Source organism: Enterococcus alishanensis, assembly GCF_019218635.1.
GTDB classification, from domain to species: domain Bacteria; phylum Bacillota; class Bacilli; order Lactobacillales; family Enterococcaceae; genus Enterococcus_A; species Enterococcus_A alishanensis.
This window is the reverse complement of the sequence record NZ_JAHUZB010000009.1, coordinates 1-20,518: the sequence shown is the minus strand read 5'-3', so window position 1 is coordinate 20,518 and position 20,518 is coordinate 1. Positions and strand designations below refer to the sequence as shown.

The window sequence follows — 20,518 nt, the reverse complement described above, 5'->3', positions numbered from 1 at the left end:
AGATAACTAGCTAAACTTTACCTTTCGTAGAAATGGTACTGAGTAACAAAATAAAAATAGTTGATATAACAATTATAATAAGTTGGAAATTTAGAGGGAGGACTTTAGAGAAAAGACATACTAAAGAAACAACAAGCAAGTATGAACCTACAAGTTTACCCAAAGTGTCACCATTGTAGTGTTTCTTTTCGTTTTCTGTCATCGTATTATATCCGGCAATAAGAAATAGCCATTTTCCACGAATTAGTTGGATTCCAGAGATATTCAGAATTAAGCTTAGTAGGCCCATGAATGGATTAACAAAATTTGACATCAAAAAATCTCCTTTTTGATAGGTATGACATGTCAGCTACCCACCAAGACTAAAGAAGCAACGGATATAAATGAATCAATAAACGGAAGGCATCATTTCTTTTTAAACTGTAAAAGCAAAAATATAAAGATAAAGAAAAATAAAGATTCCCATAGTGTTGTCGTCCAACTGAAAGTTTCACTAACTCCGAAGAACAGATTTCCAAGGTTGGATACAAGAAGATACACTAATGTTACGCAAACTGATGTTAATAATCTTTTTAACATAAAATCACTCCTTTAAATGAGGTTACATGGATTAGGAAAAAATGTCCAGTAATGATGAATTTGGCAGAAAAGGAGAAATGTATGAATAAGCAAGAAGCAATCGAAAAATAAAATAAAAGAGTAAATATACTAGTAATTACTCAAGTGAAATGGTTCGTATTTTATATGCCCTTAAGATAATTAAAGGAATACAAACACCAGGAAAAGTAATAATCCCACAATTTATCGTAGACTATATAGAAGAATGAAAAAATAGGTCATATCTTTTTTAGGAAAAGTATTAAACACGACTTGGAACAGAAGTTTTAAAATAACTAGTTGGCTGCAAATTTTTGATGACTTTGACGACGTTAATGAAGAAAAAGCAACAAAAATCAAGAATTATTCGTTAAAGAATGGATAGATGGATATAAGGTAGAAAAAGAATCTAAGTGGATTGTAAAAGTAAATAATATGTATTTTTTGAATTGGGGTGAAGATGGAACTTGCCAGGTATTCTTAATTAATGACCATCTGAATAGCGAAACTCACGCAGAACATTTCTTAATAAAAGAAGATGCAGATAGTGTAGTAGATTTGATTGGCGGGATAGCTGTACCGGTACAGCACGTTAATGACAGAGATGACGCAATGGAATTTACATTAAATAATCCATATCACGATGTGACCCATACAACTGACTAATTGACTGGGGAAGACTGGTTGGAGTTTTTAGAAAAAAATAATGCTGGGAAAATAGATTGTTTAACAGTTAGAGAAAACAAACACAATAAACTGATTACAATTAATCCTAAAATCTTTCTTGCATAGTCTCACCGGATTGACTTGAAAGACAGATATAATAAAAGGCCACTAAAAAAATTGTGACTTCTTAGAAAAGTCTATAAATGGTTTTCAAAAATTGATAGGAGATACCTTAACGTAAATGATCCCAATTATTATCTTTATTGAACCATCAATTAAAAAAAGATAATTCAGTGATAAAGAAAGTTGCCAATTGATCAAAACATTCACAATAGTAAGAATTGAAAGAATCAGCATCAATTTTCCATGAACCGGAGTGAAGGCTAAAAAGTGGATACTCACTGATAGAAAAATTAATCTCCAAATAGTTACAACATGAGGAGCCGAGAGATTTGTCTGACCGATTGAAGGAATAATCGAAAGTGCAACTAAACCTAACAATAAAATCAATGCAAAGTTGGCCCAACGATTTTGTTGTTTTGTTCCTTGATGAATACTAAATTTTGCCCTAGTTTTTTTATTTAATTGCCAAAACAATCCAAGAGAATAGACAATGATGAAAAAAATAGGGTTAGGAAGAAAAACGGGTGTTGTTTGAACCGGGATGAGTAGTAAAAGGGTTGCTATCCCAGCCGTAATTAACCAGACACCATTAATAAACTGACGGGGATATTTAAATTCTTTTGCTTTCGACATAAAAAGACTTCTTTCTATTTTTAATGATTATAATATAACACAAAAAAATTAGAATGAATCGAGTCAGCTAACCACCAAGATTGCGAAATTTGATTTCATTCATAATAAAGAGTATTCAATTTTTCTGAATCTATAATCGATGAAGTGTCGATAAAATATTTTGATTGCCAATTTTGTGTTTTAGTAGCACTCGTATTTAAGTCAGTTTCCCAATCTGGATAGACTCGCATAGCCATTTTCCCTTTTGAGCCGGGACTTTTTAAAATATTTTTCTTTAATAGTATTTCCTTAGGAAAAACGAATTGCCCAGATAAGCTGTCATCGATGATTACTACAATCAATTTATTAGGGTAGTTTTGAAATGAAAAAGCTTGATTATTTCCTACAGAATCTTTTTCCCAAAAAGCAACGAAATAACCTTTCTTTTTTGGTGTTAATTTGCCTAAACGACAACGAAAAGTAAAGTTTCTGATAGAAAAAGTAGATCCTTCATAATCTTTATTTTGATGTTCGAATTTAATATTTTGCAGAGTTCTACTTGTTAATTGACTAATATAGCACAGTGAGTTATTCAAATTTCCAACCTCTCTCATAATAGAAAAATAGACACATTAGATTCGTGAAAATATTGTAGCACACTAAAATACTGATCCACAGACTCAGCCTTTAGCAAAATGTTAAATTTTATTCAGATCAGTTATTTAAGTGAAAGCTCAACGACCTGATATACGACAACTTGATAAGAATCTGCATTTGCAGGCGTAAAGGCTAGTGCAATATTCCCATTGTCCATGTAATATGCATATATTTTTGTATCATTTCCGTTAAATGGAGTGAAAAAGTCTATACTTGCAGCATGTTCTACGTCACTTAACTTCAATTCTGTATTTACATGGACATTTTTTTGGGTTTCATATTCTCGAACAGCAATTGTTTGTGTGGAAACTGTAGTAGGGGTAAGTGAAGCAACTTGACCTGTGCGTTCTCCGTAGCTATCACTATCTGTTGTATTATACGCAACAGTAATAGACTGATTACTCTTATAGGTGGTTACTGAGAAACCAAATTCGTTATATTGACCTACTAAAATTTTATCAGAGGGAAATGAGACTTCATATGGAAATTCATTTGTAGTATGAGAACTGTCATTATTTGAGCTTTGCTGTAATTTATTTGTTGAGTTCCTTATAGATGAGTTTGTTGAATAACTTGTTATTTGTTGATTTGAAGAAGGTTTATAAGAAAATAGAAAAATAAATGCGACTAAGACAATAGTAATCAAAGTAAATATAGAAAATATCAAAAATAGTTTGTTATCTTTTTTGATTAATTGATTTTGACGTCTTTTCATTATGTCATCTCCTTAATTACCAATATAGATAAATTATATACTTGGTCGGAAAAAATGAATAGTTCGTTACCGTCGTCTATAGCTGAGTCAGTAAGTGGAAGAGTTAACTGACTAAAGAAATATTTTCCGGAATATAAAAAGACTATATAGTTTTTTCATAAACAAAGCCAATCATCTCGCTTCTAGGGTCTTTGATTTCACCTGTTTTTTTATAACCCAGAGATTCATAGAAATGATGCAAGTGAAAGTTTTCGCTCGGAGTATCTAATTTCCATCGTTTTACTTTTGGATATTGCTTCTCAATTGCCAGCATAATTTGTCTGCCGTAACCTTTTTTTTGGTGGTCAGGATCAATAAAAATAGCGCCGATTTCCCCCTTTTTTCTTAAAGGAACAACAAAAGCACCACCAATTTCTTTATCGTCAGCTAGGATAACTTTGCCAAAAATAAGTGGTGGCAAAAACCTTTTTTTTTCAGTTTTTAGTAGTGGTGGATAGACGCCATATTTTTCGTAGTCAGGTTGAAACGCTCGTAATGCTATGTCGTATAGTACGGGGACATCTTGTTTTTTCATCTTTCTAAAAGTAATCATAAAAAACCTGCTTTCTGTTTTTATGCAAAGAGTGATAAGGGAATAAAAAATAAAAGGTTAAATGTGGATGAGTTCAATTTAAATATGTCGTCGAGACACATTGAGGACGTACTAAAGAAAAATATAAAGTGAGTTGACTAGCAAATAAAGTATAAATAAGTCGACTATTACAAATGGAATGAATGAAATTCTTCTAACAGATTTATTAACGATAGTGATATTTTAAAGCTAAATAATCCCACAGTTATTTATTTTATTGTATCAAAAAAGTAGTAAATAGTTAACTCTGCTAACGAAACATTCCTACTACGTGTCAAGTAAAAATAAATAAATTATCTATGTAAAATACGACATCACAAAGAAACTGCAGTCGTTTATTTTTTTAAAACTGTAGGTACTAAATTATCTAATTGTAGCGAGGTTACTGTTGGCTGACTGAAGCAAGGTGATAATCATAGATCGAGCCTTTAATAACCATGGCATACAAACATTTAATTAATTTATTGATGCAGGCAATAGTGGCTACATTGTGTTTCTTAGAGTAAGGTGGTTCCTTTAATTTATAGTAATAATCTACTATATGGTTAGGCCCCCAGCGTTGTTGTTTAAGCATATTAGTAACCACAAAATAGAAGACTCTCCTGGCATTTGGATTACCTCGTTTGTTTATCCGGTCAGTACACATAAAGGTGCCAGATTGGTGCCGTCGAATGTCAATGCCAATATAGGCATTAACCTTTTAACGGATTTAAAATTTTGAGGTGAAAACAATATGGTGAAAATAGAATTAAATTCGGAAGAAATAAATTGGCTTTTATACTCAATTTCAAAAATGAAGGAAAACAAACAAGTGATTCCAATCGAATTAAAAGAACTTGAACAAAAATTGAATATCGCTGAATTGAAAATAAAGAATAGAACCAGGTTGTAGAAAATAAATTACTTGGACCCAATTGCTAATTTAAATCAATTGAGCAAGTTGGACCATAGTGACGGAAGTCCGTTAACGACGGAAATAATGGAAAAAGTAGAGTTTAAGATTATCTTTTTAGGACTTTTTATTTGAAGCTAATGCACAAAAAATGGCAATCCCAATACAGAATATTAGTATTAGTTTCATAGTTGAGAGCTCCTTTACGTTGTTTAAGATAATTATATTTCTATGATCGCAGAAAGCAAGTGTTCTCAGAAGATACTTGTAGAAATTGAATAAGAAATAGAATTTTCCGCTAACCACCAAGATAGTGGAATTGGTTCTAAATGAAAAAGCGACGAAATAAGTCAGTCGCTTTCAAATAAACTGTTAAAAGTAAATTCATTATTAAATTTGGTTGGAACAAATTCAATAATAGAATAAGTAGCAATACCATGAATTAAAAATGGATCTTCTTTGATAATAGATTCTGCATCTTCTTTGGAGGACAACCTTGCTAATATGATTCCGCCTGTTCTAGGATTTTTACGCCCAGAGCAAATAAAATGGTCTAAATCGTAGTTTTTTTGTAGATATTGATTATGAAGCTCAAGAAACTTTTCCACTTGGCTCAAATCTTTTTGATAAGTTAATTCTAAAATAAATAAATTTTTCATTTGAAAATCCTCCTCTTATTTCAATCATACTACGCTTGTGTATTTTAGTTTTCAAGTCCACGCAACACCAATTCAATGTACTGAGAGGAGAAGGGAAATGAGGAAAAATTACATTTTGTTTGTCACTGCAACAAATAATTCATAAACAATAAGTCAGCTAACTCAGTCTTTTACGGAAACAATAAGTAAATAGAAAAGAGATAGTACTATTTAAGTGCTATCTCTTAGAAATTATTTTTAGTTTTTTGCCAACTTATTTCAAGCATAATTCTCATCACTAATAAAAAGGTAATATAGCTAATTATAATCAATTGAAAGTGAATGTCGATTTTTATTACAAAAGAAATCAAAAGGATAACTAATGAGCTACATCCAATAGCTAGCCATGTTTTTCCTAAAAATTTATTGGAGTATTGGAGATATTCCGTCTTCTTTTCTTTACGAAAGAAGACTGTAAAATCACGCCAAGGCACATTAGGGGTAAACAGCGAGAGACTACCAAAAAAACCGATAACACAAAAACCAACAAGAAGAAATTGTAATTGATTCATTATAAGCTACCTCGATTTCTTTTTAATAATAATATCATTATTTATTAAAAAGAAAAAGGATTGCAATATTTTGAGATTAATAAATTCCGCTAACGTCGGCTATAGCTGAGTCAGTAAGTGGAAGAAATAGTGGAATGAGGTGGGATGATGATAGTGAAGAAAAAATATGTTTTTTATGCCTGTAATGAAAGTTTAAGCGGGTTTTATTGTGAATATTGGACACAGTATTAGGGGATGGAACAGTATCCAGTATTGATCGACTCGTTAGAAGATAACTCCATTTATAAATCAAAGAAACTTAAAACATATTCTTCCTATGGACGTGCTTTGAACGGTGTTAAAGCTTGTAGCAGCATCCAAAATAGACTTTGCCGTATCGCCTATTATCGACTCGATCACTTACTGGTAAATTTGGTAAATTCCATTAAGCTTAACTAACAGTTGAAACACAAAATAGAAAAGAGGATACAGTAACAGCAAATATGTAAATCACTAAACTATTTTGTACCCTGTGTTCTCTAATATTTTGATAGATTTATCGAAGTGAGTCGCTTTTACTAAAATATAATCTGTATTATAAGTAGATATAGCAAATATGCTAATATTCGCGTCAGCTAAAAGAGAAGATATTTTGGACAATATTCCAACTAAGCTAAAGTCTAAAACACCTTCAATTTTGAATCCCTTCCAATCATCTTCACGAGATAGTGTCATTGAAGGTACATTTTGGGTAGGTAATACAACAGATAATTCGTCCTCTGTTTTTCCTATAAATAATGGCGATACTGATAAATCAATATCAGTAATAGCTGCTACTTGTATAACTGATAATGGAACATTTATTTTATTTATTTTCATGGACAATCTCCTTTTTTAATAACTATAACTTAATAAAGAGATAGCGTAAAATATTTAGTGCAAACAAAGGAATTCCATTCTGTTAAATTAAAGTTACGACAATAGAAATAATACATTGCTACAAGCGGAATTAACTGAATTACTCGACTATGAAAAATTGATAAATCAGGAATTTAATTCAGGTAAATCTTAAGTCAAGAATGAATTAGCTGAGTGAACAAAAATTTATAAAAATACAAAACTGCAAGTGACGGATATAGCTGAGTCAGTAAACGAAACAGATTGTGGCAAATAAAAAAGCTATCTTTTAATGATAGCCATTAACTATTTATTCTTTTTAGGAAAAAATGCAATAACAAAGAATAATACAGGAAAAAATAACGTTCCCAATAACCCACCAGTATTATAAGCAGCAGGCATGTTAGGATCAGCAACTGACCCAGTAAATAGTTTATAAATCGCGAATAAAGAAAAAATAACTGCAACTACAAAAGCCCATTTTCGTTTAATCATACTTTCACCTCCATGTTGAAAGTATAACAAAGCGAAAATAAAAAGTCTGTAAGCGACGGAGATAGCTGAGTCAATAAATGGAAGCTATTGAAAAAAAGCCCTAAGGCTACAGTCATAAATAGTAGATTAACTAATTGCTTTTGAATGCCCAAAACCCTTTTATTCCAACAAGAAAGCCTATAAATGATACAGCAATGTTTGTATTTGCGCCAATCAGGATTAAAAGCAAGCTAAGTGTGAGGTATTGTTTTCTTTTATCAAAATTAAAATTCATGGGACAACTCCGTTTTATTCATATTTTATTGATGAGTATAGCTTACTTGATTATTTTAGACAATTTACCAATTTTTTTAGAGGATTAGGCAATTTAGAGAATATATTATGTTTCAGATTAACCAAAGTCCGTGTACGAAATAGTTAGGGGATTAAGTGACACTCAAAATAAAGTGGTAATTAATGTGATAATAGCTAATCCGCCTTGCGTGAAAATGATTTTTTTATCACTAGATACGCTGCCATATATCGCAACACAAATAATATAAATTAAAATGATGCGACTAATTTCTAAAGATGCAGTTGGAGAAAATATGCTATATATCAATCCAACTCCCAACAACCCATTATAGATACCTTGATTTTTAAATAGGGTGTTTAAGTATGAAGAATGTAATTCTTTTTGAGGAATATTGAATACCCTACTTGTAGATTTTGATGTTGTCGCAAATGTTTCAAGATACATGATATAGAAAAACTCCAATGCAACTAATACGGTTAATAGTTTTGTTAAAAAAGACATGTTTTTCCTCCTTGTACAATGTAAATACTCATAGAAGTATATTTAACCAGTATAAAACAGTCAATCTTTTGGAATACATATATTTTTGATTTCTATCACTTTATTCAGTTGGGTTCTCTTTTTGTACAAGTGAGACATATTCTAAAAATTTTGTTACTTCTCTTTTTGGTTTTAATGGGTAGAGTAGACCAAAAATATTTTGATACGGCCAATTGACTGGCAATGTTACGAAATTCGGCTGAACATATTGCCACTGTGGTAAAGAAAGCAGTAATTTATTGGACTGATCATACTTGTTAAAAACATTCATATCGTAAAATTCTGAAGTGATTTCCTGTTTGATTTCGGGATATTTTTCCGCTAAGTCGGCTTGTAGGATACCAACCGGACGATTCGGTGAACTTTTTCCTGAGACAAGGGTTTCTCCAAATAAATCTTCTATTTCTAAATTGTCTTTTTGTGATAACGGATGGTTTAGAGGAACGGCAATGGTAAAAGTTACCGGATAAAGTTCATGATAACCGGCTAACTTTGCGGTAATATCGGCAGTGTAAGATCCTGCGATAATATCGTAAGTCGTTCCTAATTGATGAAGGACAGAAATAATCGTATCGCGATTATCGTCAAAAGGCACAATTTCAAAAGAGAAACGATTATTTTTTTTACGGATAGCGGCTAATAAACTGGAAATTTGCTGACTAGGATTTAACAATGAGCTCCCGATTTTAATTTTCCAAGGATGGTCTTTCATTAGATTATCGGCACGAGTCATCGCTTCTTCCGAAAAGGCGATGATTTTTTTGCTGTCTTCATAAATAGATTGACCAACTTCAGTTAAGGTAATTCCTTGGTGACTTCTTTCGATTAGCTGTAAATCTAATTGTTCTTCTAATAAATTCATCTGTTTCATGACAGCCGGCGCAGATATAAATAAAGACTCTGATGCTTTAGCAAAACTTCCCATATCGACAACGGTAATAAAAGTATCTAAAAGGTGGTTATACATAAATTTCCCCTCCATTAACTATTGGTTAATACGATATTAACATTTTACAAATTCTCAAACAATTCGTCGGGTGATAATCTATGTTCATACCAAGTATACAAACCGAAAGGAAGTCATCATTATGGACTATGTAACATTAAACAATGGCGTAAAAATGCCAAAATTAGGATTCGGCGTTTTTCAAATTCCAGATTTGGTAGAAAGTGAAAAAATTGTCACAGAAGCATTGAAAGCAGGCTATCGTCTGATTGATACAGCGCCAGGTTATTTGAATGAAGAAGCAGTCGGGAAATCAATCGCTAAAAGTGGTATTCCTCGTGAAGAAATTTTTGTCACAACGAAACTTTGGCTACAAGATGCCGGATATGAAGCAACTAAAAAAGCTTTCCAACGCCAGTTAGATAAATTAGGCTTAGATTATTTAGATTTGTATTTGATTCATGTACCTTTTAATGATTATTATGGCTCATGGCGGGCGATGGAAGAATTATATAAAGAAGGCAAAATTCGTGCGATTGGTGTGAGTAATTTCAGTGAAGATCGTTTGGTGGATTTGATTGTGAACAACGAAATCAAACCAGCAATTAACCAAATCGAAATTCACCCGCTGCGTCAACAACGTCGCGCATTAGAAGTGATGGAAGAATATGGCGTTCAACCAGAAGCGTGGGCACCTTTTGCAGAAGGAAACGGCAATATTTTTCAAAATGAAATATTAAAAGAAATTGCCGAAAAATATGGCAAATCTCCTGCGCAAGTAATTTTACGCTGGCAATTACAACGAGATACGGTGGTGATTCCAAAATCAGCTAATGTTGATCGCATGAAACAAAATATTGATGTGTTTGACTTTGAATTAAGTCAAGAAGATATGGATGAAATCAAATTATTAGAAACAGGCTTCAAAATTATTGATCATTTAACCGCTGATATTGCCAAATCATTTAATGAAGTCAGATATCCAGAGAAATAGGATTAATCATATAGAAAAGTGAGGAATTGAGATGGAATTAAGAAAAATCGGTAGTTTAACAGTTTCGCCAATCGGAATGGGCTGCATGGGATTTTCTCATGGTTATGGAGAGGTCCCGGAAGAATCTTATAGCATTGCTGCAATTCAAAAAGCCTATGCGTTTGGTTGTAACTTTTTTGACACTGCCGAAGCTTATGGTCGAGAATTATTTTTCCCCGGTCACAATGAGGAACTATTAGGAAAAGCTGTCGAAGGCTTCAGAGATCAAGTTGTTTTAGCAACAAAATTGCATATTGATGAAAATGAGATTACTGATGAAATGGACTTATCTATGGTTATTCATAGTCATCTGAAAAAATCTTTAGAAAATTTGCGAACAGATTATGTGGATTTATATTATTTGCACCGTGTGAATGAATTAATTCCAGTGGAAGCTGTTGCTGAGGTAATGGGTGAACTGATTGAGGAAGGTCTAATTCAAGAATGGGGGCTTTCGCAAGTGGGCGTGGATATTTTAGCAAAAGCTCATGCAGTTACGCCGGTTGCTGCGGTCCAAAATTTGTATTCAATGATGGAATGTGATGCAGAAAAAGATATTTTTCCTTATTGTTTGGCAAATGGGATAACTGTTGTGCCATTTTCTCCGATTGCTAGTGGTTTTTTATCAGGGAATGTTACCGTTGAAACAAGTTTTGAAGGCGATGATGTGCGAAAATTCGTGCCACAACTTTCGAAAGAAAACATGGTAGCGAATCAACCGATTTTAGCAATTTTAGCTGAATATGCAAAAGAAAAAAAAGCCACTAATGCCCAGATTTCTCTTGCTTGGATGCTACACAAATATCCTAATGTGGTGCCAATTCCCGGTTCAAAAAATCAAGCAAGAATTTTAGAAAATTTAGGTGCGTGGAATGTCAGATTGACAGATGATGAGTTTGCGCGATTAGAAGTAGAGCTCGATAGAATTACGATTCACGGACATCGTGGACATATCGAAACACAACAGGCAACTTTTGGACATCAATGGGAAAATAAATAAAAACTATGACTGAAGTTTCAATACAAAGGAGCAAAAAACATGAATAAAAAATCTGTAACAATTAAAAATTTAGACTGGAATATGGCTGGTGATTTGTACTTTCCAGATCATTTTGACGAAACAAAAAAATATCCAGCAATCGTCAGCGCCCATCCAATCGGTAGTAGTAAAGAACAAACAGCTGGAAATATCTATGGACAAGCGTTAGCACAAGCAGGATTTTTGGTTTTAGCTTTTGACGCTTCCTTCCAAGGAGAAAGTGGTGGGAAGTTACGCCATCTGGAAAACCCCGGTATGAGAACGGAAGATTTTAGTTATGCAGTAGATTATTTAGTAACATTAGATTACGTTGATGAAGAAAAAATTGGTGTTTTAGGTATTTGTGGTGGCGGTGCTTACACAATTGACGCTGCAAAAATGGAACGTCGCTTCAAAGCTATTGGTACAGTTACGGCTGCTTCAATTGGTCGTCTCTGGAGAGAAACGGAATTTAATCCGATTAAACAATTGGAAGAAATGGCAAAACAACGAACTGCAGAAGCTCGAGGTGCTGAAATTCGTGTGGATAATGCGCTACCTGATACTGTAGAAGTAGCCAAAAAAATGGGGATTGACGATATTGATCCACTTGAAGCTATCGAATATTATCGCACCCCACGTGGGCAAAAGCCAAATGGCACTAACTTATCAGTCTACTCACATAGTACAGCGTTAGTAAATTACGATCCATATCATTTAATCGAAACACTTTTGACGCAACCACTGTTGGTTATTGTTGGTGATAAACCTGGTGCATTTGGTGCTTATCGTGATGGTTTTGAAATTATTCGCCGTGCAGGTTCCAAAGAAAAAGAATTGTTTGTCTTAAAAGGCTGGTCACATTATGATTTATACGATCAACCAGAACCAACGCGATTAGCTTTGGAAAAATTAGTACCGTTTTATAAAAAATATTTAGGATAGTTTCTATTCATATCTGAAATAATGTACCCACTAAAAAAGATAATTAGGTCTATTTAGTAAAATACGGATATTAGCAAGCAAAAAACAATCCATCAAATTATTTTGAAGGATTGTTTTTTTCTTTAATAAAATTGAATGATGTACTTATTTTAAAGGATAAACGACTTGCGCTGTGTTCAGTTAAACAAGTTGGTGTGATATTGTCATAGTCCATTAATGGAAGAGATAGCAGAAAAAGCTATTTTTCTGCTATCAGCATGATAATAGTAAGTTTCTGAATTATTGAAGTGGTATTCAAACATTACTAATTATATTATGAAAGAAATTTAAAGATTGTTTGCGTAAGCAGAAATCTTAGACAAAAAAGTATTTCTTTTTTGTTGATTAGAATTACGTGTAAAAGGAAAGACGATAAAAGTATTAGTCTTAATGCCACACATTTTTAAGACTTGTTTTTTCAAAACTTTACCATAATCTTGCTGGAAAAAATTGGCATAAAATCCTGGAGTATCATGGGTTGTTATAATTGCTGCAGTCTTCCCAGGAAGTAGTCCTACGGGTAATGTGCCTTTGTATTCGTAAGCGAATCCTTTTGCAAAAACTCTATCAATATAACCCTTAAGTATCGCAGGCATTCCTCCCCACCAAATTGGAAAAATAAAAATTAAGTGATCAGCCCATGTCAACTGGGAACGAAGTTCTAGAGTGGCAGGGTCGTCTTTTAAATCTCTTCTTTTGTTTTCTTTATCGAAACGTAGAACGGGATCAAAATTTTCTTTATTTAAATCAAGAATTTTGGTGTTGTTTTGTGATGAAATACTATTTTTTAATGTATTAAGTATTGTGTAGTTAAAACTTTCAGCATTGGGATGAGCGTAAATTATAAGAATGTTCAAATTAATCTATCTTCTTTCATTTTTATATAAATATAAACTATTCAAGAAAAATAGATATAGTACTTAGGTCGTAGTTAGTTATATAGGAAGGAATAGTCAGCAAAAGAAACATATTGCGAAAAAAAATAGAGGCTAAAAAGCCTCTATCAATTAAAATGCGTAAACTATAAGTGTAATACCCATCATCATGAAGTAAAAACCAACTAGAAATGCAAGTGTTAATGCAGAAGATATAGGATTAAATATCAACATTATTCCTAAAATAATTCCGATGATATTAACAATAACGTTAAACCAATAATAACCAGTACTTGCAACTTTATAGATACCTGATGTAGCTAATGCGACAATAGAATCAACGATAAACCAAATTGCAAACACAAAAGGTAGTGCAATTAAGCCCGCTGAAATGTTGAATAAAAGAAATACTCCGATTATTATATCAAATATTCCTAATACGATTAGCAATGTTGAGTGTTGTCCAGCAGATTCGTTCAAACTACGTCTAAAGAATAGTTCAAAGACACCTTTAAAAATTGCAGAGAAAGCAAACACATAAACAATTGCTAACAAACTACTTTCTGGGTCACGAAATGTAACTAAGGAAACGAAAATAAAGATAATTCCCAAAAGAAATGGTGCCCAAATAAAACCTGATCTTTTTTCCATAATACTCACCTCCGGAAAATATTATACATTTTAATGAGAATTATTGGAAATAAAAACTAAAAAGTCTGTAAACGACTGACTTAAAGGACTCAAACATAAATATTTCTTCTGTGACCAACCTGAATTGCTGTAATCACTATGGGATCATCTTCAATTTCAACGATTGCAGGATAATTTCCAATATGATATCGCCAATAAGAACCTAAGTTACCAGTTAATGCTTTCCCTTGTTGTCTTGGGTCAGTTATGCCATCGACATTCTTGTATAACTATCGAACGATTAAAATGGCTTGATGTTTATCCATTTTTCGAAGTTGTTTTTGCACGTCTTTACTAAATTCTAAATGGTAAACCATCACATGTTACCAAATTCTTTTAGTATTTCGTTCATAGGAAGGGTTGGTTTATTATCTTCTAGCCATAATAATCAACTCGCTTTCTTGTATTTCATTGTAATAAAAATGGAAAGTAAAATTTCAAATTTTTATCTAACCTTTATTCAATTAAGTGAAGGTCATCAGTCAAGCTGCTAACTCAGGATGTACGCCATTGCTGAAAACTATTTCCCGATTTAGGATAGGTGTTTATTTACATACTCTCTAAATATTGTGTAAAAAGAGAGGAAGAGACCGTCTTTTTATTTTAAAATAAAGTATCTAAACTATATTGGAGATGGTAAAAATGGATTGGATAGAAAAAATGAATGCTGCTATTATCTACATTGAAGAACACATTACAGATGCATTGAATATTGAAAATATTGCTAAAGTAGCAGACTGCTCGACGTATCATTTTCAAAGAATGTTCATTTATATGACAGGAATTCCTTTATCAGAATATATTCGACGTAGAAGAATGTCTTTAGCAGTTGCGGATTTAAAAAAGAGTGATATGAAAATCATAGATGTTGCATTAAAATACGGTTATCACTCGCCGACTGCTTTTAATCGAGCGTTTCAAAGTGTTCATGGGCTATCACCTTCAAGTGCTAAACTAGATGGTGCATTGATAAAATCCTACTCACCTATCAGTTTTAAAATGGAGATAAAAGGGGCAGAGAGTCTCGATTTTAGAATTGAGACAAAGGAATCTTTTCGAGTGATAGGCGTCTCTATATCACTTTATGGAGATTTTGAAGGAATGGTTGAGCCAGTTGAAAAAATCTGGGAAGCAGCTGAGAACAATGGAACAATCCATCAACTAAAAAAATGGCAGGCAACGACCAATTAGGATTGTTCGAAGTGATGATTCCTGATGAAAATGTTGAACGTTGGCGCTATTTAATTTCAGTTCCAACAGAGGAACCTTTAATGGAATCTTTAGAGGAGTATGTAGTGGATGCATATACTTGGGCAATTTTTTCATACGCTGGAAAGACAATTGAAGAAACACAAAATTTGGGGAAACGAGTGATTTCAGAATGGTTGCCAACAAGCGGATATGAATATGATTGCGGTCCAGATATTTCAGTACATGCTGAAGATGGCGCGATGGGAAAGATTCTTGAATACTGGGTGCCTATAAAAAATAAGAATGAAGGAGGCAGATTATGGTAGATTTTAAAAAGGACAAAAATATAAAGCCAATTGATGAAAATCTAAGTGTTGTTTTGGGCGATAGTTTTTCAGCGTATAAGCTACTCATAGAAAAACTACCAGCTTTTGAAATTAACCTAGAATGGCGTTTTTATAAAGATGGTGGTTGGCTTGCAAAGGCCACTCGAAAAAGAAAAACAATATTCTGGGGGCAACCTGAGGTGGGCTTTTTCACGATCGCTGCTCATTTTAATGAAAAAAATAAACAAGGAGTTTTTGATCTCAACATATCAGACGAATTAAAAGAGGCATTTTCCAATGCTTCAATCAGTGGCAATCAGTTTACGACACTTAAAATCGATATTTATAATGAAAATGATTTGCTAGATGTCTATCAATTGATTGAATATAAAAAGAATGCTAAATAGTCCAAGTGAAAATTTTTTTGTTCAATCCACCGAAACCATTACTCAAACTAATAAAAATTCTTTGACTACCAACTTATTGAATCTGTTGGTAGTTTTTTATTTGTTATAAATAAAAAAGTGGTAGATTAACTCAGCCCTTTACAAAAAAACTAGTAAAGATATAGCTCTTTGAAAACTGATATTAGTTAGCAAAAATTTTTATGATATACTTTTAATTAAATAATCGATAAAGAGGATTTTGAGATGGGAAATATCATTGATTAAAAATCTGATAAAAATTATTTGAAAGCCTATATGACGATTCGATTAAAACCCTAGGTTTCATGGTATTCAATAATCTTTTGTTTGATTTCACTAGCACCGATTAAATCATTACTGAGGGATCTTTCAAACAGGATTTCTTTTGAATCCAGCAGAAAACAAGTATCTAATTTTTGAGAACTAACATCTAAACCGACAAATAATTTCATGGAGGGCCTCCTTTCATATTTATTTGGAATACTTAGCTATTGAAGTTTGTCCCTGAAACCTATTGGATAACCGCAGTCTCGCTTAATAGTACTCTGCAGTTCATTTTTTAAAAGCCACGCTATTTCCTACTAGAAATATTAAAAAAAATAAACGGTACAGCTAATGGGTTTGGGGCATGATAACCAACTGGTCGGGATGCAGGCTTCCAGTTGTAGTCAAACTACAGAAGTAGATAGCAGTGTTCCGATAGACCATTCCATAAGTCTATTATTCAGGAATAAAGGCCAATACCTAAGCACTAAAAGTTATTTAATAAGGAATGACCCATAAGGGGAATTGAAACGATGAAAGTCGTTTCAAAATATATATTACGAGGAGTGTGTACTATGAAATACAGAGGAACAATGCTTGTTGTAAAGGATATTGAGAGAACCAAGGAGTTTTATACAGCTATTTTAGGTGTACGGGTTATCTCTGACCTTGGCGAAAACGTCACATTCACCGGTGGGATTTCGGCACAGACCGAAAGCTCATGGATGCAATTCACCAAATGCGATGCAAGTTTTTTTAATTATCAGGGAAACGTTGTGGAGTTGTATTTTGAAGAAGAAGATTTTGATGGCTTCATGAAAAAGTTGAATGCAATGAATGTATCTATCATTGGCGAAGCATCTACCATGCCCTGGGGCCAAAATGTGATCCGTTTTTATGATCCAGACAAGCACATAATTGAAGTGGGCGAAGATTTGGCTGTAATGATGAAACGCCTACACGCAGAGGGATTAACCGTAGATCAACTTGCAGAAAAAACCTTTATGAAAAAAGGGAGAATAGAGCGAATGCTCAAGAAATAAGATGGTGACAGCAGAGCAATCGCACGAAATAAAAAGTGTTGCTTTATACAATGGTAAAAGTCATTATGAAAAAAGATTCGAATCAGTAGTTGAAACAAGAGAGTATAGAAAATACTCAGAAAAATATATAGACAAAAACCGCTAACTAAAATAAGTTGGCGGTTTTTCTGTTAACGTCGGCTATAAAGAAAACTATCGAATACAAGATGACAAACTTACAGTATTAAAAAAGTTCTAATTGTTTATTATGATTCATAAATTCAATTGATTCTATTTTGATTTTTGTAAGGTTGTCCGCTATCTCAGAGTTTAGTGGACTATTATATTTTTTTGAAGATCAAATTAAAGTAGGTATACTATTGGGTCAAAAAAAGAGGGTAATCTTCAAGAATAGAAGTTACCCTCTTTTTAAACTTTAATTTGTAGGACGGTCTTATGACTCTATGAAACAAGTAATCACTTTTGCTGCTGCTTGTGCATTTGTACCTATCGCAGGATGACCACCGTGTTCAAATAGGTGGCAGATCGAATTTTTGCAGGCTTTAGTGATTGCTTGATATTCTGTTTCTAAATCTTTACGCAACAGCGGATCCTCTTTAGAGCCAAGTAATAGTAATGGAACTTCGAGGGTTTCCAAAGGTTTTGAAAAAAGTTCGCTTCTAGCATCAATTAAGCGCAGTAGCGAGTCAGTATCACGCGCAACAACTTGCTCCCAATCCTTACCAATACACCATTCATAAAAAATCCTTGTCTCAGGATTCGCTGTAACCATAGTTCGTTCAGTGACCAAGCTTTCACGAAAGCCTGAGTGTAACGTACGACCATCGAAACTATCTGCAACTACTTTGGCAACTAAATCACTGCGAGTTAAGGCAACATTTAAAGCCACCCAAGCACCGCCACTCGTACCGAGTAAGTTCACTGGAGGGAGTTGACAGAAGTCTAACAAACTGATTACTTGCTGCGCTTCATCTTTCCATAATTCAGTTGGAAAACTTTCGACACGATCCGATTGACCATAACCTAAAAAATCGATAAGAATTACCTGATTACCTTTATACAGAGGAAGCAGTGGCTCAAATAATTTTGACGAAGAAGTATTGCCATGCAAAAATACTAGCGGTTCACCTTCACCGATAATTGTGTAATAAATCTTTTTGCCTTGATAATTAAAGAAACTCATTTTTTTACCCTCCTATTCTTAAACTAGCGAATAGTCGGTACAATCCATGTTCCCATAACAATTCCTCCTTCATAAAAAGAAGATTTTCCTACCTTTATTATATCATGGAGATAGAGTGATTGAAGACTGGATTGTGGGAATTCTGAGCGCTTCAATATGAAAAATGGTAATGATGAACAACTTGTCCGCTAATTAACGGCAAATTTCATAGACTTAAAAGAAGAAACGAGCTTTACCATACTAAATGGCGAGAGTTATTTTTTTAGCCTAAGATTGAGAGAACTAATCAGTCTGCTAAATCAGAGTTTAATAGACTCATTTTTGGTGAATAAAACCTAACTAAACCTAACGTTGTATTTACTATGTATTTACTTGTTTTACATCCAGAAAATCACAGATACTCTTAAGTAAAGATATGTTGAAAGGCTGGCTGTTTATATATAGAATTGGCAGTGATCTGAGTGATGGCTAGTTACTTCAGGGAGGCATGAGATATTTTCAGAGATAGGAAAAATATATAGAAGAGCGCCTCATACTTGGGACAAGAGATTATTCCTACAGGTGGGAAGTTTTTTTTATTTTCTAACCTACTAACATGAAAATAAAAGTGTCGTTAAGTAGAAATTATTGTAGAAAAGAAAAAAGCACCTACTATTTGAATTAGTATAGATGCTTTCATTTTGAATGATTTAAATGTATCAAATGGATTTCCTCTCGAATTAATTTAAATTCTATAAAATTTGTTAAAAATTTTTGTGTGAAATTTTTCGTGTTGTATAAACATCTGTTTTAACTACAGAATCAGATGTGTCAATTGTACTCATGTGATCAATCACTTTATCTGTTGGAAAGAAGGCACAAAAAAGTATAAGCGAAGCCCCAGCAGTTACAAGAGAAATTTTATAGTATTTGCCATCTCTCTCACTAAAGTACCAAGTCCCCAAAAAGCCAACTAAAAAGCTGATTACTAAAAAACTTAAAAAAATTAATTTCATGATCTATCCCCACCTTTCATTAGAATTTAAACATGTGTACCATTTTAACAAGTAAAATTGTTGCTAATAACATAATATCATCTCCTTTTTGGTTTAGAGATACTATAAAATGCTGGTTAATATAATACTAGTAATGTTGTTATAAGATAAGTTAAAAGTCGATATAAAGCCTGATAATAAAGGAATTCAAAAATTCATTGCACTAGAAATAAAATGAATTAGACTCTACTAATGAAACATATTGTAGACGTTAGAAAGATGTTGAAAAAATTAAAAAGGTGATGGCTCAGTAAATAAAAAATTACTTGAATGTATGAATTAGAATACTATGTGGATTCCTTATGTATTGAATCATTTGCTCCCTTTTTGCAGCAGAATTTTCAAAGAAAGACAAGGAGCTTCGTATATGTGTGATTGGTAAAAAGTATAAAAATAGGACAAGAAAAGCAAATGAAAAGAATAGAGATACTTTTTGATATTTTGCAGGATAGCTGTCATAGGTTGTAAATGCTAAAAAACTTGTGGTAAATAAAACTAAGAATATTAAAAACATTTTATTTCTCCTTTCTGATAACAAAGATAGTATTTCGCTTAGTTAGATTTGATGTGGAGGGTAGGAATCGAACCTACATTTTAAAACGTGACAAGTATCTACTTATAGCCATATTCAATAATTAAAATACCAATTTCAACCACAATAATAAATTGTTTATCTATCGTAAAAAGTGAAGATAGATAAAGAAAAACTAATATCAAACTAGCTTAAATAGAGGTGTAATGATTATTCATTAAAAAAAATTATTAAGCTAGTCTAAGTATAAAAAAAATAGCAAAAAAATCGAGTAGTTTAATATTTTTTTTCGGAATAATCAGCTATAAATGAAGATATAACAATGATTTCAAAAAATATAAAAAAACAAAATTCTTGGTTTTAATCCGTAAACGATGCAGATAACTGAGTGGATGGATGGAATAGATTAACGAAGAAAAAAAAAACTGCCTGTCAGAAGACAAGCAGTAATCTAGTAATATTATTTTAAATTGTTGAGGTTAAAAAATCTTACTACCATTCTTTACTTTACTTAGTGAAGTTAATAAAATACAGCCAGAATCTGTATCACTACCTAGTATTCTAATCTCACTTTTAACGTCCCCAATTCTGATTGGTGCAAAACTGCAGACGCAGACTACTTGTTTACCAATAAGTTCTTCTGCCTCATAATTAGTTAGTTGTGC

General features: G+C 32.8%; 26 protein-coding genes and 3 pseudogenes. 9 read left to right on the top strand and 20 right to left on the bottom strand.

Features of this window, described 5'->3' with window-relative positions; genetic code table 11:
* Positions 1-10: 10 nt before the first annotated feature.
* A complete protein-coding gene (locus KUA55_RS16265) occupies positions 11-289 on the bottom strand; it encodes a DUF3784 domain-containing protein (RefSeq protein ID WP_246601577.1) in 279 nt (92 codons plus the stop codon).
* 665 nt (positions 290-954) lie between these two features.
* Between KUA55_RS16265 and KUA55_RS18780 the strand changes: the two are divergent.
* Positions 955-1,032 (top strand): annotated as a pseudogene (locus KUA55_RS18780) (DUF1642 domain-containing protein); the annotation flags it as partial.
* Positions 1,033-1,263 carry a hypothetical protein gene (locus KUA55_RS16260; RefSeq protein ID WP_218327451.1) on the top strand — a complete coding sequence of 77 codons (231 nt, stop codon included), beginning with the start codon at positions 1,033-1,035 and terminating at the stop codon, positions 1,261-1,263.
* A gap of 210 nt (positions 1,264-1,473) precedes the next feature.
* Here the strand turns inward: KUA55_RS16260 and KUA55_RS16255 are convergent, their stop codons facing one another.
* From KUA55_RS16255 to KUA55_RS16200, 12 genes are all read right to left on the bottom strand, one after another.
* Positions 1,474-2,019 carry a DUF6609 family protein gene (locus tag KUA55_RS16255; protein WP_218327450.1) on the bottom strand — a complete coding sequence of 182 codons (546 nt, stop codon included), beginning with the start codon at positions 2,017-2,019 and terminating at the stop codon, positions 1,474-1,476.
* Between the two features lie 95 nt (positions 2,020-2,114).
* Positions 2,115-2,594 carry a MepB family protein gene (locus KUA55_RS16250; protein WP_246601575.1) on the bottom strand — a complete coding sequence of 160 codons (480 nt, stop codon included), beginning with the start codon at positions 2,592-2,594 and terminating at the stop codon, positions 2,115-2,117.
* A gap of 122 nt (positions 2,595-2,716) precedes the next feature.
* Positions 2,717-3,370 carry a hypothetical protein gene (locus tag KUA55_RS16245; RefSeq protein ID WP_218327448.1) on the bottom strand — a complete coding sequence of 218 codons (654 nt, stop codon included), beginning with the start codon at positions 3,368-3,370 and terminating at the stop codon, positions 2,717-2,719.
* A 142-nt stretch (positions 3,371-3,512) separates the two neighbouring features.
* Positions 3,513-3,962 carry a GNAT family N-acetyltransferase gene (locus KUA55_RS16240; RefSeq protein ID WP_218327447.1) on the bottom strand — a complete coding sequence of 150 codons (450 nt, stop codon included), beginning with the start codon at positions 3,960-3,962 and terminating at the stop codon, positions 3,513-3,515.
* A gap of 421 nt (positions 3,963-4,383) precedes the next feature.
* Entirely contained in the window at positions 4,384-4,686 is a 303-nt protein-coding gene (locus tag KUA55_RS16235; protein WP_218327504.1) for a transposase, read from the bottom strand.
* A gap of 557 nt (positions 4,687-5,243) precedes the next feature.
* Positions 5,244-5,552, bottom strand: a complete 309-nt coding sequence (locus KUA55_RS16230) for a YciI family protein (protein ID WP_218327446.1) — start codon at positions 5,550-5,552, stop codon at positions 5,244-5,246.
* Between the two features lie 224 nt (positions 5,553-5,776).
* Complete coding sequence (locus KUA55_RS16225; protein ID WP_218327445.1) at positions 5,777-6,103, bottom strand: hypothetical protein; 327 nt, start codon at positions 6,101-6,103, stop codon at positions 5,777-5,779.
* A 492-nt stretch (positions 6,104-6,595) separates the two neighbouring features.
* Positions 6,596-6,961: an ACT domain-containing protein gene (locus KUA55_RS16220; protein ID WP_218327444.1), complete on the bottom strand. Its 366-nt coding sequence runs from the start codon at positions 6,959-6,961 to the stop codon at positions 6,596-6,598.
* Between the two features lie 324 nt (positions 6,962-7,285).
* A complete protein-coding gene (locus KUA55_RS16215; RefSeq protein WP_218327443.1) occupies positions 7,286-7,474 on the bottom strand; it encodes a hypothetical protein in 189 nt (62 codons plus the stop codon).
* Between the two features lie 130 nt (positions 7,475-7,604).
* Positions 7,605-7,748: a hypothetical protein gene (locus KUA55_RS16210; RefSeq protein WP_218327442.1), complete on the bottom strand. Its 144-nt coding sequence runs from the start codon at positions 7,746-7,748 to the stop codon at positions 7,605-7,607.
* Between the two features lie 162 nt (positions 7,749-7,910).
* Complete coding sequence (locus KUA55_RS16205) at positions 7,911-8,270, bottom strand: DUF1304 domain-containing protein (RefSeq protein WP_218327441.1); 360 nt, start codon at positions 8,268-8,270, stop codon at positions 7,911-7,913.
* Between the two features lie 100 nt (positions 8,271-8,370).
* The gene (locus KUA55_RS16200) at positions 8,371-9,276 is read right to left on the bottom strand and encodes a LysR family transcriptional regulator (protein WP_218327440.1); all 906 of its coding nucleotides are present in this window, start codon (positions 9,274-9,276) and stop codon (positions 8,371-8,373) included.
* A gap of 118 nt (positions 9,277-9,394) precedes the next feature.
* Between KUA55_RS16200 and KUA55_RS16195 the strand changes: the two genes are divergently transcribed.
* From KUA55_RS16195 to KUA55_RS16185, 3 genes are read left to right on the top strand one after another with little or no spacing between them, the layout of a single operon-like run.
* Positions 9,395-10,249 (top strand): aldo/keto reductase, encoded by an 855-nt coding sequence (locus KUA55_RS16195; RefSeq protein ID WP_343214736.1) that lies wholly within the window; start codon positions 9,395-9,397, stop codon positions 10,247-10,249.
* A 31-nt stretch (positions 10,250-10,280) separates the two neighbouring features.
* Positions 10,281-11,288, top strand: a complete 1,008-nt coding sequence (locus KUA55_RS16190; protein ID WP_218327438.1) for an aldo/keto reductase — start codon at positions 10,281-10,283, stop codon at positions 11,286-11,288.
* A 39-nt stretch (positions 11,289-11,327) separates the two neighbouring features.
* Positions 11,328-12,251: an alpha/beta hydrolase gene (locus KUA55_RS16185; protein ID WP_218327437.1), complete on the top strand. Its 924-nt coding sequence runs from the start codon at positions 11,328-11,330 to the stop codon at positions 12,249-12,251.
* 326 nt (positions 12,252-12,577) lie between these two features.
* Here KUA55_RS16185 and KUA55_RS16180 read toward each other — a convergent pair whose 3' ends face one another.
* From KUA55_RS16180 to KUA55_RS16170, 3 genes and pseudogenes are all read right to left on the bottom strand, one after another.
* Positions 12,578-13,147, bottom strand: a complete 570-nt coding sequence (locus KUA55_RS16180) for an NAD(P)H-dependent oxidoreductase (protein ID WP_218327436.1) — start codon at positions 13,145-13,147, stop codon at positions 12,578-12,580.
* Between the two features lie 150 nt (positions 13,148-13,297).
* Positions 13,298-13,816 carry an HdeD family acid-resistance protein gene (locus KUA55_RS16175; protein ID WP_218327435.1) on the bottom strand — a complete coding sequence of 173 codons (519 nt, stop codon included), beginning with the start codon at positions 13,814-13,816 and terminating at the stop codon, positions 13,298-13,300.
* An 89-nt stretch (positions 13,817-13,905) separates the two neighbouring features.
* Positions 13,906-14,172: pseudogene (locus KUA55_RS16170) on the bottom strand (type II toxin-antitoxin system RelE family toxin).
* A gap of 325 nt (positions 14,173-14,497) precedes the next feature.
* Here KUA55_RS16170 and KUA55_RS18415 point away from each other — a divergent pair.
* Genes KUA55_RS18415 through KUA55_RS16160 form a run of 3 tightly spaced genes read left to right on the top strand, consistent with a single transcriptional unit; the run spans position 14,498 to position 15,779 of the window.
* The gene (locus KUA55_RS18415; RefSeq protein WP_246601573.1) at positions 14,498-15,046 is read left to right on the top strand and encodes a helix-turn-helix domain-containing protein; all 549 of its coding nucleotides are present in this window, start codon (positions 14,498-14,500) and stop codon (positions 15,044-15,046) included.
* 14 nt (positions 15,047-15,060) lie between these two features.
* Positions 15,061-15,372 carry a GyrI-like domain-containing protein gene (locus tag KUA55_RS18410; RefSeq protein WP_246601576.1) on the top strand — a complete coding sequence of 104 codons (312 nt, stop codon included), beginning with the start codon at positions 15,061-15,063 and terminating at the stop codon, positions 15,370-15,372.
* Positions 15,366-15,779, top strand: coding sequence for a DUF3788 family protein (locus KUA55_RS16160; protein WP_218327434.1), 414 nt, complete (start codon positions 15,366-15,368; stop codon positions 15,777-15,779). Before KUA55_RS18410 ends, KUA55_RS16160 begins: the two co-directional genes overlap by 7 nt.
* A gap of 314 nt (positions 15,780-16,093) precedes the next feature.
* On the opposite strand, the gene KUA55_RS16155 is transcribed toward KUA55_RS16160, so the two are convergent.
* The gene (locus KUA55_RS16155) at positions 16,094-16,249 is read right to left on the bottom strand and encodes an IS110 family transposase (RefSeq protein WP_218327433.1); all 156 of its coding nucleotides are present in this window, start codon (positions 16,247-16,249) and stop codon (positions 16,094-16,096) included.
* A 387-nt stretch (positions 16,250-16,636) separates the two neighbouring features.
* On the opposite strand from KUA55_RS16155, the gene KUA55_RS16150 reads away from it, so the two are divergent.
* A complete protein-coding gene (locus KUA55_RS16150) occupies positions 16,637-17,104 on the top strand; it encodes a VOC family protein (protein WP_218327432.1) in 468 nt (155 codons plus the stop codon).
* A 433-nt stretch (positions 17,105-17,537) separates the two neighbouring features.
* Here KUA55_RS16150 and KUA55_RS16145 read toward each other — a convergent pair whose 3' ends face one another.
* From KUA55_RS16145 to KUA55_RS16135, 3 genes and pseudogenes are all read right to left on the bottom strand, one after another.
* Complete coding sequence (locus KUA55_RS16145; protein WP_218327431.1) at positions 17,538-18,287, bottom strand: alpha/beta fold hydrolase; 750 nt, start codon at positions 18,285-18,287, stop codon at positions 17,538-17,540.
* 743 nt (positions 18,288-19,030) lie between these two features.
* On the bottom strand, positions 19,031-19,282 hold the full coding sequence (locus KUA55_RS16140; RefSeq protein ID WP_218327430.1) for a hypothetical protein: 252 nt from the start codon (positions 19,280-19,282) through the stop codon (positions 19,031-19,033).
* Between the two features lie 1,050 nt (positions 19,283-20,332).
* Positions 20,333-20,518, bottom strand: a pseudogene (locus KUA55_RS16135) (tRNA-binding protein); the annotation flags it as partial.